The 17,574-nt window shown below is 62.2% G+C and carries 13 protein-coding genes; 11 read left to right on the forward strand and 2 right to left on the reverse strand.

The window, feature by feature from the left end; translation table 11 throughout:
• Positions 1-12: 12 nt before the first annotated feature.
• From AC1DMK_RS17680 to xylA, 4 genes are all read left to right on the forward strand, one after another.
• Positions 13-1,602 (forward strand): DHA2 family efflux MFS transporter permease subunit, encoded by a 1,590-nt coding sequence (locus AC1DMK_RS17680; protein WP_477860723.1) that lies wholly within the window; start codon positions 13-15, stop codon positions 1,600-1,602.
• Between the two features lie 246 nt (positions 1,603-1,848).
• On the forward strand, positions 1,849-2,874 hold the full coding sequence (locus AC1DMK_RS17685; protein WP_477860725.1) for a LacI family DNA-binding transcriptional regulator: 1,026 nt from the start codon (positions 1,849-1,851) through the stop codon (positions 2,872-2,874).
• A gap of 17 nt (positions 2,875-2,891) precedes the next feature.
• Complete coding sequence (xylB, locus tag AC1DMK_RS17690; protein ID WP_477860727.1) at positions 2,892-4,349, forward strand: xylulokinase; 1,458 nt, start codon at positions 2,892-2,894, stop codon at positions 4,347-4,349.
• 213 nt (positions 4,350-4,562) lie between these two features.
• Positions 4,563-5,873, forward strand: a complete 1,311-nt coding sequence (xylA, locus tag AC1DMK_RS17695; RefSeq protein ID WP_037069736.1) for a xylose isomerase — start codon at positions 4,563-4,565, stop codon at positions 5,871-5,873.
• A gap of 111 nt (positions 5,874-5,984) precedes the next feature.
• Here xylA and AC1DMK_RS17700 read toward each other — a convergent pair whose 3' ends face one another.
• Positions 5,985-7,016 carry a LacI family DNA-binding transcriptional regulator gene (locus AC1DMK_RS17700; RefSeq protein ID WP_477860729.1) on the reverse strand — a complete coding sequence of 344 codons (1,032 nt, stop codon included), beginning with the start codon at positions 7,014-7,016 and terminating at the stop codon, positions 5,985-5,987.
• Between the two features lie 167 nt (positions 7,017-7,183).
• Between AC1DMK_RS17700 and AC1DMK_RS17705 the strand changes: the two genes are divergently transcribed.
• The 3 genes from AC1DMK_RS17705 to AC1DMK_RS17715 all read left to right on the forward strand — a co-directional run bounded on the left by AC1DMK_RS17705 (position 7,184) and on the right by AC1DMK_RS17715 (position 10,818).
• Positions 7,184-8,707, forward strand: coding sequence for a sugar ABC transporter ATP-binding protein (locus AC1DMK_RS17705; RefSeq protein ID WP_037069730.1), 1,524 nt, complete (start codon positions 7,184-7,186; stop codon positions 8,705-8,707).
• 88 nt (positions 8,708-8,795) lie between these two features.
• Entirely contained in the window at positions 8,796-9,797 is a 1,002-nt protein-coding gene (locus AC1DMK_RS17710) for an ABC transporter permease (RefSeq protein ID WP_037069728.1), read from the forward strand.
• A gap of 73 nt (positions 9,798-9,870) precedes the next feature.
• Positions 9,871-10,818: a substrate-binding domain-containing protein gene (locus AC1DMK_RS17715; RefSeq protein WP_037069726.1), complete on the forward strand. Its 948-nt coding sequence runs from the start codon at positions 9,871-9,873 to the stop codon at positions 10,816-10,818.
• Positions 10,819-10,872: 54 nt separating this feature from the next.
• Here the strand turns inward: AC1DMK_RS17715 and AC1DMK_RS17720 are convergent, their stop codons facing one another.
• Complete coding sequence (locus AC1DMK_RS17720; RefSeq protein ID WP_477860732.1) at positions 10,873-12,645, reverse strand: adenylate/guanylate cyclase domain-containing protein; 1,773 nt, start codon at positions 12,643-12,645, stop codon at positions 10,873-10,875.
• 292 nt (positions 12,646-12,937) lie between these two features.
• Here AC1DMK_RS17720 and AC1DMK_RS17725 point away from each other — a divergent pair, with 292 nt between their 5' ends.
• From AC1DMK_RS17725 to AC1DMK_RS17740, 4 genes are all read left to right on the forward strand, one after another.
• Positions 12,938-13,990, forward strand: a complete 1,053-nt coding sequence (locus AC1DMK_RS17725; protein WP_477860734.1) for a sugar phosphate isomerase/epimerase family protein — start codon at positions 12,938-12,940, stop codon at positions 13,988-13,990.
• 205 nt (positions 13,991-14,195) lie between these two features.
• Positions 14,196-15,383: a Gfo/Idh/MocA family protein gene (locus AC1DMK_RS17730; RefSeq protein WP_037069721.1), complete on the forward strand. Its 1,188-nt coding sequence runs from the start codon at positions 14,196-14,198 to the stop codon at positions 15,381-15,383.
• Positions 15,384-15,595: 212 nt separating this feature from the next.
• Positions 15,596-16,969 (forward strand): GH1 family beta-glucosidase, encoded by a 1,374-nt coding sequence (locus tag AC1DMK_RS17735; RefSeq protein ID WP_477860736.1) that lies wholly within the window; start codon positions 15,596-15,598, stop codon positions 16,967-16,969.
• Positions 16,970-17,015: 46 nt separating this feature from the next.
• Positions 17,016-17,567 (forward strand): NADPH-dependent FMN reductase, encoded by a 552-nt coding sequence (locus AC1DMK_RS17740; RefSeq protein ID WP_477860738.1) that lies wholly within the window; start codon positions 17,016-17,018, stop codon positions 17,565-17,567.
• The last annotated feature ends 7 nt before the right edge of the window (positions 17,568-17,574 follow it).

Below are 17,574 nucleotides of genomic sequence, written 5' to 3' on the forward strand. Positions count from 1 at the left end.
ACGAGGTAGGCAATGGCCGCGAGCGCAACAATCGGAACCTTTCCGGCCGCACCGGCTGCCGTGGACCACATGGATCCCCGCAAGCTCATCGCGTTCTTCGCGATGGTGCTCGGCATGTTCATGTCGATCCTCGACATCCAGATCGTCTCGGCGTCGCTCGCCGAGATCCAGGCGGGCCTCAGCGCCGGCTCGGACGAAATCGGCTGGGTGCAGACATCCTACCTGATTGCCGAAGTCATTATGATTCCGCTGTCGGGGACGCTCGCGCGCATCATCTCGACCCGATATCTTTTTGCGCTCTCGGCTGCCGGTTTCACGATGGCGAGCGCCCTTTGCGCGACGGCGACGAACATCGACCAGATGATCGTCTACCGCGCCATCCAGGGTTTCATCGGCGGCGGCATGATCCCGTCGGTCTTTGCTGCGGCCTTCACGATTTTCCCGCCGTCCAAACGCAGCATCGTTTCGCCGATCATCGGCCTGATCGCGACGCTGGCGCCGACGATCGGCCCGACGGTGGGCGGCTATCTCAGCCACGCCTTCTCGTGGCATTGGCTGTTTCTGGTCAACATCATCCCGGGCATCGTCGTGACGCTGGTGACCTGGAATTTCATCGATTTCGACAAGCCGGAATTCTCGCTTTTCAAGAAGTTCGACTGGTGGGGCCTGCTCTCCATGGGCGTCTTCCTCGGCGCGCTTGAATACGTGCTGGAAGAGGGCAATTCCAACGACTGGTTCAACGATGACAATATCACCATGGCCGCCGTTGCCTCCGCGATCGGCTGTGTGGTGTTCTTCTACCGCGCGTTTAAGGTCGACTTTCCCGTCGTCGATCTCAGGGCGTTCAGCAACCGGAATTTCTCCGTCGGCTCGCTGTTTTCGTTCGTCATGGGCATTGGCCTATACGGGCTGACCTATATCTATCCGCTCTACCTCGGGCGCATCCGCGGCTACGATTCGCTGATGATTGGCCAGACGATGTTCGTTTCCGGCCTTGCGATGTTCGTCACCGCGCCGATCGCCGGCAAGCTGTCGACCAAGATGGACCTGCGCATGATGATGGTGCTCGGCTTCATGAGCTTCGCGGCCGGAACCTATATCATGACGGGCGTGACGACGGACTGGGACTTCTACGAGCTCTTCATTCCGCAGATCCTGCGCGGCTTCGGCCTGATGATGTGCATGGTGCCGATCAACAACATCGCGCTCGGCACGATGCCGCCGGCCCGCATGCGCGGCGCGTCCGGCCTCTTCAACCTGACGCGCAACCTCGGCGGTGCAGTCGGGCTCGCCGTCATCAACACCGTGCTCACGAACCGTCAGGACGTGCATTACCAGCGGCTTCGCGAAGGTTTCGATTGGGGCCACCCGGCGGCGATCGACCAGATGAAGAATATGGCGGCGAAATTCGATGCCTATGGCATGGACGGGGCGGCGGTTGCAGTCAAGCAGATGGTCGGGCTGGTGACCAAGCAGGCGATGGTGCTGTCGTTCAGCGACATCTTCCTGATGCTGACCGTACTTTTCCTCGCGATGATCGTCGGCATTGTGCTGATCGACAAGCCGGCGCCGCAAGGCGGGGGCGGCGGGGGCGGCCACTAATTTCCATGACGAAACCATAATATCGCCGGCTTGGGAAACCAAAGCCGGCGTCTTTGCGCATAGCCCTCGGCATCGTCGGGGTCGACGCTGCTTCATGCCTCACCCATCCGCCTTGCGCGGCGGGCGGAGGCCGAGATCGCTGCAGATCACGAAAATCAGGACGACTTTTTGGACAAAAAACAGCCGCTTGAAAATTTTTGATTTACGTACATCAAATTTGGAGTTAAAGGTCTCGCAGGAGGAACGATGAGGCCAACAGTTCACGATATCGCCGCGGTCGCGGGCGTCAGCCTTGCGACCGTCGACCGGGTGCTGAACCAGCGTCCGGGCGTACGCCAGGTCACACGCGAGAAGGTGGAGAACGCCATTCGCGAGCTGGGTTACGTGCGTGATGTCGCAGCCGCCAACCTGGCGAAGGGCCGCACATACCCCTTGGTCTTCATCCTTCCCGCCAGCGACAATTCCTTCATGCATGCGCTGAATGCCGAAGTCCGCGCCGCTGTCGCGCGCTCGCCGGTGGACCGGACGGAGATCCGCACGATCGAGGTTCCGGCCTTCGATCCAGCAGCACTCGCCGCAGTGCTTGAAAAGCTCGTCGAGGAGCGGCCTGCGGGGGTCGCTCTCGTCGCGACGGACGCACCTGATGTGCGCGATGCCGTCGACCGCCTGGTGAAGGAGGGTATTCCTGTTGTCACCGTGGTGTCCGATCTCACGGGTTCGCAGCGTCATCACTATGCGGGCGTCGACAATATCGCAGCCGGTCGCACCGCCGCGCGCCTGCTTGGCCGGTTTCTCGGCGGTGCCAAGGGCGATGTCGCCATTCTTGCGGGCTCGATGCTGGTGCGCGACCATCGGGAGCGCCTCGAAGGGTTCGCGGCCGTCATTGCGCAGGAATTTCCGTCGCTGTCGCTCCTACCGGTGATCGAGGGCCGCGACGACCCCGAGATGGCGCATATGCTGGTTGCCGATGCACTCTCGAAAAAGATTGGGATTGTCGGCGTTTACAGCCTGGGCGCCGGCAACCGCGGCTTGATCAGGGCGCTGAAGGAAAAGACGGGCAATCGTGCGCTGACCGTCATCGCCCATGAGCTGACCGCCCATACCCGGGCCGCTCTTGTGGACGGCACGATCGACGCGATCCTCAATCAGGACGCCGGGCACGAGGTGCGCAGCGCCATTCGCGTCCTCAAAGCGAAGGCAGACGGGCTTGCCGTCATCGACGGCCAGGAGCGCATCCGCCTCGACATCTTCTTGAAAGACAATCTGCCGTAACGGCAAGGGAGAAACACATGTATCTGGGTCTCGATCTCGGAACCTCCGGCGTGAAAGCCATGCTGATCGACGGCGATCAGAGGATCATCGGTTCGGCCAATGGGTCTCTCGATGTATCGCGTCCGCATTCCGGCTGGTCGGAGCAGGAACCGTCGCACTGGGTTCGCGCGACCGAAGAGGCTGTTGCCGGCCTGAAGGCGAAACACCCCAAGGAACTCGCCGCCGTCAAGGGCATCGGCCTTTCCGGCCAGATGCACGGTGCGACGCTGCTCGATGCCGACGACAAGGTGCTGCGCCCCTGCATCCTGTGGAACGACACGCGCAGCTATGTCGAAGCGGCCGCGCTCGATGCCGATCCGAAATTCCGCAAGCTGACCGGCAACATCGTTTTCCCCGGGTTCACCGCGCCGAAGCTCGCCTGGGTCGCCAAGCATGAGCCGGATGTTTTTGGCAAGGTTGCCAAGGTGCTGCTGCCGAAAGACTATCTGCGCCTCTGGCTGACTGGCGAACACATCTCCGAAATGTCGGATTCGGCCGGCACGTCATGGCTCGACACCGGCAAGCGCAGATGGTCGTCCGAGCTGCTGGCCGCGACCGGCCTTGATGAAAAGCAGATGCCGACGCTCATCGAAGGCACAGAGCAGGGCGGCAAGCTGCGCTCGGAACTCGCCGCCCAGTGGGGCATTTCCGGTGTCGCAGTCGTTGCCGGCGGGGCAGGCGACAATGCGGCGTCCGCCTGCGGCATGGGTACGGTCAGCCATGGTGCGGCCTTCGTTTCGCTTGGGACCTCCGGCGTTCTCTTTGCCGCCAACGGCGCCTATCTGCCGAAGCCCGAAAGTGCGGTGCATGCCTTCTGCCACGCGCTGCCTGATACCTGGCACCAGATGGGCGTCATTCTGTCGGCCACCGATGCGCTGAACTGGCATTCCGATGTGACGGGCAAATCGCCGGCGGATCTGACTGTCGAACTGGGCGAGACGCTGAAGGCGCCTTCGGGCGTCACCTTCCTGCCCTATCTCTCCGGCGAGCGCACGCCCCACAACGATGCCGTCATMCGCGGCGCTTTCATCGGCCTTGAGCACGAGAGTAGCCGCGTCGTGTTGACCCAGGCGGTGCTCGAAGGCGTGTCGTTTGCGATCCGCGACAATCTCGAAGCGCTTCGGTCCGCCGGCACCGATATCAGCCGCGTCACCGCCATCGGCGGCGGCTCGCGCTCGCGCTATTGGCTGGCCTCGATCGCGACGGCGCTGGGCGTTCCCGTCGATCTGCCTGCTGACGGCGATTTCGGCGCGGCCTTTGGCGCTGCCCGCCTCGGCCTGATCGCGGCCACGGGTGCGGACCCGGTTGGCGTCTGCACGCCGCCGGAAACGGACGGCACGATCGAGCCGGACAAGGCTTTGAGCGGCGCCTACGAGGATGCCTACAAGCGTTACCGGGCGCTCTATCCGGCGATCAAGTCGCTGGGGGCGCGCTGAGAGAAGGGCACAGGAAATTGAGGCTGCCGCCTCATCCTGCCCTCTCCCCCAGGGGAGAGGGTAACCCGCAGCGTTTGCAGATGAAGGAGTCGCAAACGCTGCCACACGTCTCTTCTCCCCCTCGGGGAGACGGTGCCGGCAGGCGGATGAGGGGGCTGCCCAGGCGAAAACAAGAAATTAGAACCGTTTCGAATACCACCAAGGAGACAGATCATGAGCACCGGATTTTTCGGCGATATCCAAAAGGTTAAATACGAAGGCCCCGACAGCACGAACCCGCTGGCCTTCCGCTACTACCAACCCGACGAGATCGTCATGGGCAAGCGCATGGAAGACCATCTGCGTTTTGCCGTCGCCTACTGGCACACCTTCACGTGGCCGGGCGGCGATCCCTTCGGCGGCCAGACTTTCCTGCGCCCGTGGTTCGAAGACACGATGAAGGCTGCGAAGCTGAAGGCCGATGTCGCCTTCGAATTCTTCCAACTCCTCGGCGCGCCCTACTACTGCTTCCACGACGCCGACGTGCGTCCGGAAGGCAGGAACTTTGCCGAGAATACCAAGAACCTCAACGAGATCGTCGACTACTTCGCCGAGAAGCAGGCCGCAACCGGCGTCAAGCTGCTCTGGGGCACGGCGAACCTCTTCTCCAACCGCCGCTTCATGTCGGGTGCCGCGACCAATCCGGATCCGGACGTCTTTGCATTCTCTGCTGCGACCGTGAAAACCTGCATGGACGCCACGCAGAAGCTCGGCGGCGAGAACTACGTTTTGTGGGGCGGCCGCGAAGGCTATGAAACCCTGCTCAACACCGACCTGAAGCGCGAACTCGACCAGCTCGGGCGCTTCCTCAACCTCGTCGTCGAGTACAAGCACAAGATCGGCTACAAGGGCACGATCCTGATCGAGCCGAAGCCGCAGGAGCCGACCAAGCACCAGTACGATTACGACGTCGCAACGGTCTACGGCTTCCTGAAGAAGAACGGGCTCGAGAACGAAGTGAAGGTCAATATCGAGCAGGGCCACGCGATCCTCGCCGGCCACTCCTTCGAGCACGAACTGGCGCTTGCCAACGCGCTCGGCATCTTCGGCTCGATCGACATGAACCGCAACGACTACCAGTCCGGCTGGGATACCGACCAGTTCCCGAACAACGTTCCGGAGATGGCGCTCGCCTACTATCACGTTCTGGCAGGCGGCGGCTTCAAGACCGGCGGTACCAACTTCGATTCGAAGCTGCGCCGTCAGTCGCTCGATCCCGCAGATCTCCTGATCGGCCACATCGGCGGCATGGATTGCTGCGCCCGCGGCCTCAAGGCTGCTGCCAAGATGATCGAGGACAAGGCGCTGTCGCAGCCGCTCGACGATCGCTACGCAGGCTGGAATTCGGCCGACGGCCAGAAGCTGCTGCGCGGCGAATACTCGCTCGAGCAGATCGCCGAATGGGTCGAAAGCAAGGACATCAACCCGCAGCCCAGGTCCGGCAAGCAGGAACTGCTGGAAAACGTCGTCAACCGCTACGTTTAATGCGGGTTTGACTTGTCACAGGGAGAGCCGGGGAGCGAGAGCTTCCCGGCTCCTTCCGGTCTGAACCAAGTTCTGATTGGTCGAAAATCGCGTCCGCGCCGGGCCCAAGCCTCAGCGCTTCGTCCACCGGCGCGAGGGCGCGGACACCGAGTTTCGGACGACCAGGTCGGGCCGCAGCAGGATTTCCGTTTCGGCGGGCTGGCCGTCCGACAAAAGCTCCAGCAGAAGCGCCATGGCCTGCTTGCCGATTGCCGTTCGCGGCTGGCGGATTGTTGTCAGCGGGGGAGATATGAAGACGGCCTGCGGCACGTCGTCGAAGCCGGTCACCGAGAAATCGCGCGGAATGTCGTAGCCGCGGGCGTTGAGCCCGATCATCACACCGATTGCCGTCTGGTCGTTGACGCACATGAAGGCCGTCGGCAGGGTGTCGCGCATGAAAAGCTGTTCCACGGCGTGGCGTCCGCTCTCGAGCGTGCCGTCGCCTTCGAGCACGATGCGCAGCTCCGGGGGGACACCGGCAGCATCCAGACCTTCGTCATAGCCCTGGCGCCGCCTGCTGTAGGCAAGCCTCGTGCGCGAATCGCCGATAAAGGCGATCTTGCGGTGGCCTTCGGCGAGCAGCAGGTCCACGGCCTTTCGAGCGCCCTCGGTGTCGTCGACGCCGACATAGGGAATGCCACCGTTGAAGACGGGCTCGAAGACGCCGACGCTCGGCGGCAGCCTGGCTGTCATCGTCTGATGGCCGAACGGCAGGATGCCGGTGAACAGGATCAACCCGGCGGCCTGATTGGAATTGAGGAACTTCAGATATTCCAGACCGCGCTGGGCGTCGTTCTGCGTGTGGCCGATCAGGACGCCGTAGCCATGGGCACGCGCCTCATTTTCCAGGCCGACCAGAATGTTGGAGAAATTGGGGTCGCCGATGTCGGGCGCCACGACCAGAATCATGTTGGATCGACCGAGCCTCAGGCTGCGCGCCATGGCGTTGGTCGTGTATCCCGTGATGGCGATTGCCTGGTTCACCTTGAGCCGCGTAGAATTGGCGACCTTCTCCGGCGTGTGGATCGCCCGCGAGACCGTCGCGATGGAGACCTCGGCGATTCTGGCGACGTCTTCGATTGTGGCGGGTGCGGAATTCGACACTGCGTTCTGCCTTGGGGCTGCATTCGCGGCGACACTACACAGACTGAGCGATACGTCAAAGGCTGACGGCGACAGATCTGTGTAAAGCCACGATGTAAACCTTTACATCGCGAATGTAAAGGTTTACATACGGGTTAAAGCGGCCGGGAGCCCGCAGGGAGGAAATCATGAGTGTGGAGACTGCCGAGGCGGCGCCCGTGGTGTTGTCCGCCAGGCGTATATGCAAATCCTTCAATGGGGTGCAGGTCCTCTTCAGCGTCAACTTCGATCTTCGCGCCGGTGAAATCCATGCGCTGATGGGGGAGAATGGTGCCGGCAAATCGACGCTCGTCAAGGTCATGTCCGGCTTCGAGCAGCCGACCTCCGGCGAGATCCTGCTTGACGGCAAGCCGGTGACTTTGCCGCCGAACGGTGCAGCCGAGGCGCAGGGCATCGTCATCATCCACCAGGAATTCAATCTCGCCGAACATCTGACCGTTACCGAGAGCCTGTTTCTCGGCCGCGAGGTCACCCGTTTCGGCGTGCTGGACCGCAAGTATATGCGCGCGGAAACCCGCAAGGCGCTCGATCTGCTCGGGTCGCATGTCGACGAGAACGCGTTCATCAGCACGCTTTCCATTGCCGACAAGCAGATGGTCGAAATCGCCAAGGCGATCAGCCGCGACGCGCGCGTCGTCTTCATGGACGAGCCGACGGCGGTGCTGTCACGCGAGGAAACCAATTTCCTCTTCAAGCAGGTCCGCAAGCTTCGCGACAAGGGCACAAGCTTCGTCTTTGTGTCGCACAAGCTGGACGAGGTCATGGAGCTGACCGACCGGATCACGGTGCTGAGGGACGGGCAGTGGGTCAAGACGTCGCCGACGGCGATCCTCGACGGCGAATCGATCGCGCAGCTGATGGTGGGTCGCGAGCTCTCCAGCCTTTATCCGACCAAGGTCGAGCCCGACGTCGACGAGGAGGTCGTGCTCCGTGTCGATGGCATTTCGACGGGCTACGTGCAGGACGCCAGTTTCGAGCTTCGCAAGGGCGAGATCATCGGTTTCTCCGGCATGATCGGATCCGGCCGTACCGAGCTGATGGAGGCGATTGCGGGATTGCGGGCGCGTACATCCGGGGAGGTGACCATCAGGAATGAATCGATCCCCGCCGGTGATGTGCATGCGGCCAACCGCAGCGGGCTCGCCTACATGACCAAGGACCGCAAGTCGAAAGGTCTTCTGCTCGGCTCGGGCATAATGGCAAATCTGACGCTACAGTCGCTGGGGCAGCATGCGTATCACGGATACCTGAACCCCAGGAGCGAAGCGGCTGCCTTGGCGAAGGCAACGCGTCGCTTCGATATCCGCGTCCGCGACAGCAATATCGTGGCCGGCCGCATGTCGGGCGGCAACCAGCAGAAGCTGCTTCTTGCCAAGGTCATGGAGACCGAGCCCGACATCATCATCATCGACGAGCCGACACGCGGCATCGATGTCGGCACCAAGCAGCAGATCTATCATTTCATTTCGGCGCTGGCGCGCGACGGCCGGTCGATCATCGTCGTCTCATCCGAAATGCCGGAGGTCATAGGCCTTTGTACGAGGGTGGCCGTCATGCGCGAGGGGCGTATCGTTGGCGTGCTCGAGGGCGACGAGATCTCCGAGCAGGAGATCATGCGCTACGCGGCGGGCTTGAAGAAGAAGGCCGCCTGACGCAGGACGCTCAATAACAACAGCTGCCGTTCAAGCAGCCAACAGACAAAATGCCCAGCAGGGATGAGACGGGAGGTTGGTTTTGGAGATGAGTGTAAACGAGGAGACCCGGGAGATCAGACGGCGCTCCTGGCGGGATATCGACCTCAGGGCGGTCGCGCCCTTTGCAGCACTCGCGCTGCTGCTCGTCGTCGGCGCGTTGGTGAACCCGAATTTCATCGGCATCACCAACCTTGCCAACGTCGCTACCCGCAGCGCATTCATCGCCATCATCGCGGTCGGCGCAACCTTCGTGATCTCGTCCGGCGACCTTGACCTTTCGGTCGGGTCGATGGTGGCCTTCGTCGCCAGCCTGATGATCCTGCTGATGAATTCCGGGATCATTGCCAATCCTGTGCTGATGCTCGTCGTCGCTGTAGTCTTCACGGTCGTTGCCGGCGCTCTTTGCGGTCTCGCCAACGGCCTGATCACGACACTCGGCAAGATTGAGCCGTTTATCGCGACGCTTGGCACCATGGGTATCTACCGCGGCCTGACGACCTGGCTGTCGCAGGGCGGCGCGATCACGCTGCGCTCTGCCGAACAGCAGGCGCTCTACCGGCCGGTCTATTTCGGCTCCATCGCCGGCATTCCCGTGCCGATCGTTGTGATCCTCGCCGTCACCGCCGTTGCGGCCTTCATCCTCTACCGCACCCGCTATGGCCGGCATGTCGTGGCGGTTGGCTCGAACAGCGATGTCGCGCGTTATTCCGGCATTGCCGTCAACCGCGTGCGCACCATCGCCTTCGTCATCCAGGGGCTCTGCGTCGCCATTGCCGTCCTGCTCTACGTGCCGCGTCTCGGGTCGACTTCGGCGACAACAGGCATCCTGTGGGAACTGCAAGCCATCACGGCCGTCGTCGTCGGCGGAACGGCGCTCAAGGGTGGTGCCGGCCGGGTATGGGGCACGATCTGCGGCGCCTTCATCCTGGAGCTCGTGGGCAACATCATGCTGCTGTCGAATTTCATCAGCGAGTACCTGATCGGCGCCATCCAGGGGTCCATCATCATCATCGCCATGCTCGTGCAGCGGTCGCTGGCACGCAGATAAGGAATTGATTGGGTCAACGGGGCGCCCGGTCGGAAGTCTGCAAGCCCCGAAGTTCGTTGGGAGGAGAATAGACATGCGTAAGACAATGTTTGGTTTGGCGGTTGCGGCGGCTTTGCTTGCCGGCGTCGCCCATGCCCAGGACAAGAAAGTGACGATCGGCGTTTCCATTCCGGCGGCCGACCACGGCTGGACCTCGGGCGTGGTGTTCCATGCCGAGCGTGTTGCCAAGCTTTTGATGGCCGAGCATCCGGGCCTGAACGTCATCGTCAAGACGTCGCCTGATGCGGCCAGCCAGGCAAATGCGGTGCAGGATCTTGCAACGCAGGGCATGGATGCACTCGTCATCCTGCCGTCGGATCCCGATCCGCTGGTCAACGCCATCAAGGAAGTGAAGAGCAAGGGTACCTTCGTCGCCCTGGTCGACCGTGCGCCGAGTGCAAACGATGATAGCGTCCGGGATATCTACGTCGCCGGCAACAACCCTGCGCTCGGCGAAGTCGCCGGCAAGTACATCAGGGATACCACCCCTGACGCACAGGTCGTCGTCATCCGCGGTCTGCCGATCCCGATCGATCAGCAGCGCCAGGACGGTTTCGACAAGGGTATCGCCGGCTCCAACGTCAAGGTTCTCGACCGCCAGTTCGGCAACTGGAACCGCGACGATGCCTTCAAGGTGATGCAGGACTACCTGACCAAATATCCGAAGATCGATGTGGTCTGGTGCCAGGACGACGACATGGCTGTCGGCGTACTGCAGGCGATCGAGCAGGCAAAGCGTACCGACATCCAGTATGTCGTTGCCGGCGCCGGCTCCAAGGACATGGTCAAGAAGGTCATGGATGGCGACAAGCTGATCCCGGTCGACGTTCTCTATCCGCCGGCGATGGTTGGCACGGCAATGGAACTGACTGCCGCTTCGCTCTACGATCAGGTTCCGGTCCGCGGTACCTACATCCTCGACGCGACGCTGGTGACGAAGGATAACGCGAAGGACTTCTACTTCCCGGATTCTCCGTTCTGATCGTTGCAAAATGTGGAGGCGCTCATCCGAAGGGGTGGGCGCCTTTGCCGATGACTATTGCGGTAGACCGGCGCTTTGAAGGTCGGCGGTGAACTGATCGACGAAAGCCTCCGTCATGGTGGCATTGGCGCCGAAATAGAACTCACGTCGGGCGGCGACTAAATTCATTCCCGGGCGGAAACGATGAAGCGTCCTGATCGCCTCCCTTGCCTCGTCGACCTTGCCCTGCCGTCCAAGAATTGCCACCAGAATCATCGCCGGCCAGAAGGTTACGTTCGGGGAACGCAGCGATGCGCGCGCGGCCTCGGCAGCCTCCTCCATGTTGCCCATCTGGTAGTGGGCAATCGCAAGCATGTTGTAGAAAGTCCATAAATGCGGATCACGGGGACTGAGGCGAAAGGCCTCCTTGATTTCCGGCATTCCCTCCTCGGGGCGCTGGATATAGCACAGAGCCTGGCCGAGCGCGAAATGCGCCTGGGCGAAACTGTGGTCCAATTCTATCGCATTGCGAAGATGAGCGATCCCGGCCGCGGTCGCACCGTCAAGCGCGAGCGCCCGGCCAAGCGCCAGATGTGCTGCAGGCTCCTTCTGGTCGAGCGCGATTGCACGCTCGGCCAGATCGATCGCCTCGCATATGCGACCGGCGCGCTCGTCGATGGAGCCATACCAGCCGAGCTGGATATGCACATAGGCAAGCCGCGCCTGAGCCTGCGCAAACGTCGGATCGATGCGGATTGCCTGCTCGAACAGCTCCCTGGATGTGTTGAGATCGTCGAGGGTGAATTTATAGAGATGCCAGAGGCCCTTGAGGTAGATCTCCCACGCGGTCATATCGACAGCCGAACGTCCGCGAAGGGCAGCGAATTCGATGGTGCCGAGTTCCGGCTCGATCGTCCCGGTAATCTCGGAAGCGATCTCGTCCTGGACGTCGAAAATGTCAGCCAGCGTGCGGTCGTAGCGCTCCGCCCAGAGCAGCGTGCCGTCGCTGCCGCTGAGCAGCTGCGCCGTGATGCGGATCTTGGTGTTCGACCGCCTGACGCTGCCTTCCAGCACGTATTTCACGCCGAGCTCTTCGGCGACCCGGCGTGCATCGACCGCACGTCCCTTATAGCTGAAGGACGAATTGCGCGCCGCCACGAGCAGCCAGCGGCAGCGCGCAAGCGTTGCGATCAGCTCGTCGGTAAAGCCGTCCGAAAAGTGCTCCTGCCCTTCCACGCTCGACATGTTGGCAAACGGCAGGACCGCAATCGAGGGGCGCTTTTGAATCGGCAATGGGGCGGAGGATGGCGCCTCGGGGAGGGTCTCGTCCTGTCCCGCCGGCGACCACCGCCAGACACGCACCAGATGATCGATGTTTTTGAGCCTGCGGTTGCCGAAGTCGGTGGCCTTGAAGTCCAGTTTCGAACCGATCTGATCGCAAACCTGTTGCGAGACACAAATCCCGCCCGGCGGCGCCAGGCCCTGCAACCGTGCGGCGACGTTGACGCCGTCACCGTAGATGTCGTCGTCTTCGGCCAGGATGTCGTCGAGGTGAACGCCTATGCGCCAAATCATCCGGCGTTCCGCGGCGACGTCCTCGTTGCGCAGGACGATTGCATTCTGGATCTCGATAGCGCAACTCAGCGCATCGACAACGCTGGCGAACTCCGCAAGCGTCCCGTCGCCGATGAATTTCACGACATGTCCGTTGTGCCGCGTGATCGCGGGCACGATGAGCTCGGAGTTGTGGGCCTTCAAAGTCGCGAAAGTCCCCGCTTCATCGAGGCCCATCAGCCTGGAGAAGCCGACAACATCGGCATCCAAGATTGCTGCCAGTCGTCGCGTCATCCGCCAACCTCCTGGTCTGCAGAGACTATCACGGGACGACGGCAAGTTCCATCAAACGGACTGAATACTGTTTCGAGCATGGATACGGCGGCTTGCCGCGGACCGGCGGCGGAGACAAGATATGCGGTACGTACGTCTTGCGGGCGAGGGCATGCCGTGATTAAGTCCGGCCCTTCTATTTTCGCCCATCGGGCAAATTTGTCCTGCGGCTGGAATCGGCTTGCGGACGGGAAACTAAGTGGTAGAACTCTACCAGAAACGTTTACGGTCATTGTTCAGGGAGGAATCTGACATGAAGACGATCAAAGGCCCAGGCTTGTTCCTCGGGCAGTTTGCGGGCGATGCCGCACCTTTCAACTCCTGGGATTCGATCACCAAGTGGGCCGCCGACATCGGCTACAAGGGCGTGCAGGTTCCCACCTGGGCGAGCCAGCTGATCGATCTCAAGAAGGCCGCGTCTTCCAAGGACTATTGCGACGAGTTCGCCGGCAAGGCGCGCGACAACGGCGTCGAGATCACCGAGCTTTCGACCCATCTGCAGGGCCAGCTGGTTGCCGTGCATCCGGCCTATGACGAAGCCTTCGACGGCTTTGCCGCATCCGAAGTGCGCGGCAATCCGAAGGCGCGCCAGGAATGGGCGGTCGAGCAGGTGAAGATGGCGCTGACAGCCTCCAAGCACCTCGGCATCAAGGCGCATGCGACCTTCTCGGGCGCGCTTGCCTGGCCGTTCATCTATCCGTGGCCGCAACGCCCGGCCGGTCTCGTCGAGACGGCCTTCGACGAGCTTGCCCGCCGCTGGAAGCCGATCCTCGATCACGCCGACGCAAACGGCGTCGACGTCTGCTACGAGATCCATCCGGGCGAAGACCTGCATGACGGCATCACCTTCGAGATGTTCCTGGAGCGCGTCGGCAACCATCCGCGCGCCAACATGCTCTACGATCCGTCGCATTACGTGCTGCAGTGCCTCGACTATCTCGACAACATCGACATCTACAAGGACCGGATCAAGATGTTCCACGTCAAGGATGCCGAGTTCAATCCGACCGGGCGCCAGGGCGTCTATGGCGGCTATCAGGGCTGGGTAGAGCGTGCCGGCCGCTTCCGGTCGCTCGGCGACGGCCAGGTCGATTTCGGTGCGGTGTTCTCGAAGATGACGGCCAACAATTTCGATGGCTGGGCCGTGGTCGAATGGGAATGCGCGCTGAAGCATCCGGAGGACGGTGCGCGCGAGGGCGCCGAGTTCGTCAAGGCGCACATCATCCGCGTCACCGAGAAGGCGTTCGACGACTTCGCCGGCAGCGGCACCGACCAGGCGGCGAACCGACGGATGCTCGGGCTTTAAGCTGTCGTTTTTTCTCTTCTCCCCCGGGGGGAGAAGATGTCCGAAGGACAGATGAGGGGGAGGAGCGAAGCGACGCTCTGAGACCAAGCGAAGGGCATCGTATCTGCCGCGTCGCCCCCTCATCGGCTGCCGCCACCTTCCCGCCAAGGGGAGAAGCGATCCGTGGCGCCGTCCGAGCGCAAGAATCTTTTTTCAGGAGGAACCAATGGCAATCGAAGCATCAACGCAACAGACGCGCGAGCCGCGCATCCGCCTCGGCATGGTCGGCGGCGGCGCCGGCGCCTTCATCGGCGCGGTCCACCGCATCGCAGCCCGCATCGACGATCAGTATGAACTCATCGCCGGCGCGCTGTCGTCCACGCCAGAAAAGGCAATCGCTTCGGGCCGCGATCTCGGGCTTGATCCGTCGCGCACCTATTCCAGCTATCGCGAGATGGCGATCCGCGAAGCCAAGCTTAAGAACGGCATCGAAGCCGTCTCGATCGTCACGCCGAACCATGTGCACTACGATGCCGCCAAGGAATTCCTGCGCCGCGGCATCCATGTCATCTGCGACAAGCCGCTGACGTCGAACCTGGCGGACGCCAAGAAGCTGAAGAAGGTGGCCGACGAGAGCGGCGCTCTCTTCATTCTGACGCACAACTACACGGGCTACCCGATGGTGCGCCAGGCGCGCGAGATGATCGCCAACGGCGAACTCGGCGATATCCGCATCGTACAGGCCGAGTATCCGCAGGACTGGCTGACGGAAGCCGTCGAGCAGAGCGGTGCCAAGCAGGCCGTCTGGCGCACCGATCCGGCGCAGTCGGGCGCGGGCGGTTCGACGGGCGATATCGGCACACATGCCTATAACCTCGCCTCCTTCGTTTCCGGCCTCGAACTCGACAGCCTTGCCGCCGATCTCGACAGCTTCGTCGAAGGCCGCCGTCTCGACGACAACGCTCACGTGATGCTGCGCTTCAAGGCAAAGGGCAGCGAGAAGCCGGCCAAGGGCATGCTCTGGTGCAGCCAGGTGGCGCCCGGCCACGAGAACGGCCTGAAGGTCCGTGTCTATGGCACCAAGGGTGGTCTCGAATGGGTACAGGCGGATCCGAACTACCTCTGGTTCACACCATTTGGCGAATCCAAGCGGCTGATCACCCGCAACGGCGCCGGATCCGGGCCGGCTGCCGCGCGTGTCTCGCGCATTCCGTCGGGTCACCCGGAAGGGTATCTCGAAGCGTTCGCGACGATTTATACGGAAGCCGCTCATGCCATCAACGCCCACAGGAAGGGCAAGGCTGTCGACAAGGCCGTGGTCTATCCGACGGTCGACGACGGCGTTAAGGGCGTGGCGTTCGTTGACGCCTGCGTCGCCTCGTCGAAGAAGAACGGCGCCTGGGTCAAGGTCTGATTGTGCGCTAATCCGCCCGGAATAACGCAACGACGGGCGCATTCCCGCAATCCTGGGGAGTGCGCCCATTCGCGTTTGACGGTGGTGTCCTGCGACCGATGCTGATCGGAAAACCGGGCGGCTTTCACGTTCCTGCAACGTTGCAGTTTTATCTGTACAAGCCACCCCAGCTTGGCTAAACCGCCGCGAAACCAGAATAGACGGGATTCCAGATGATCGATCCGAAGACCCTTGCCACCCGCTTTCCGGGCGACTTTACCTTTGGCGTCGCAACGGCCGCCTTTCAGATCGAGGGCGCCAGCAAGGCCGACGGCCGCAAGCCGTCCATCTGGGATGCGTTCTGCAACATGCCCGGCCGCGTCTATGGCCGTCACAACGGCGACGTCGCCTGCGACCACTACAATCGCCTCGATCAGGATCTCGACCTCATCAAGTCGATGGGCGTCGAAGCCTACCGCTTCTCGATCGCCTGGCCGCGCATCGTCCCCGACGGCACCGGTCCGGTGAACGAACGGGGGCTGGATTTCTACGATCGCCTGGTCGACGGCTGCAAGGCGCGCGGCATCAAGACCTACGCGACACTTTACCACTGGGATCTGCCGCTGACGCTGATGGGTGAGGGCGGCTGGACGGCCCGCTCGACGGCCTATGCCTACCAGCGCTACGCCAAGACGGTGATGGCGCGCCTCGGCGACCGTCTCGACAGCGTCGCGACCTTCAACGAGCCGTGGTGCATCGTCTGGCTCAGCCACCTCTACGGCATCCATGCGCCGGGCGAGCGCAACATGCAGGCAGCCGTCCATGCCATGCACCACATGAACCTTGCCCATGGCCTGGGTGTCGAGGCGATCCGTTCGGAAGCGCCTGCCGTACCTGTCGGCCTCGTGCTCAATGCCATGTCGGTCATTCCGGGCTCCGACAGTGCTGCCGACAAGGCCGCCGGCGAGCGGGCGCACCAGTTCCACAACGGCGCCTTCTTCGATCCGGTGTTTAAGGGCGAGTATGCCGCGGAGTTCGTGGAGGCGCTTGGCGACCGGATGCCTGCTATCGCGGATGGCGACCTTGAGATCATCAGCCAGAAGCTCGATTGGTGGGGTCTCAACTATTATACGCCGTTGCGCGTTGCCGACGATCCGGCCAAGAGCGGCGATTTCCCCTGGACGGTCGAGGCGCCGCCGGTCAGCGACGTGAAGACCGATATCGGCTGGGAAGTCTACGCGCCGGGGCTGAAGCTTCTCGTTGAAGACCTCTACCGCCGCTACGAGCTGCCGGAGTGCTACATCACCGAAAACGGCGCCTGCTACAACATGGACGTTGCCGACGGCGAGGTGGATGACCAGCCGCGTCTCGATTACTACGGCGACCATCTTGCTGTTGTCGCAGACCTGATCAAGGACGGCTATCCGATGCGCGGCTACTTTGCCTGGAGCCTGATGGACAATTTCGAATGGGCGGAGGGCTACAGGATGCGCTTCGGCCTGGTTCACGTCGATTACGACACGCAGTTGCGCACGGTGAAGAAGAGCGGCAAGTGGTATGGCGACCTTGCAGCGCAGTTCCCGAAGGGCAACCACAAGGCCGCCTGAGGCGCGACTGATGGCGCGAATCGGCGCCGTGCTTTAAACCGGGCGCATGGATCGGAAACCTCTCTTTCTCTATGCGCTCTGCGGCAGCCAGCGAAAGGTCTCGACCAATCGCCAGCTGCTCGAGGCCCTCAGGGATCATGCGCCCGAGGGCGTAACCGTCGAAATCTGCGAGCTGATCGGCGATCTGCCGATCTTCAATCCTGATCTGGAAGGAGAGCACAGGCCTGCGGTCGTCGGCCAGTTCGCCGCGAGCGTCGGCACGGCCGACGGTATCATCATCGCCTGCCCGGAATATGCGCACGGCATGCCGGGCGGGCTCAAGAACGCGCTGGACTGGTTGGTCTCGGGGGACGAGGTTCCTTTCAAGCCCGTCATGATCGCCCATGCCTCGCATCGCGGCGACGTTGTGCTGGCGCAGTTGACCGAGGTGCTTGAGACCATGTCCTTTTCTCTCGTCCGGGCTGCATTTTTGCGTGTGGCTCTGCTCGGCAAGACCGACGGTGCGCGGGCCGCCTGCCTGCGCGAATGCTCCGAAAGGGGTATCTTGACGGCAGCGCTTGCAAAATTCTGCGATGCGATCGAACCGTCCGAGGGCTGACGACCTC

This window comes from Rhizobium sp. 05L419 (genome assembly GCF_056397845.1).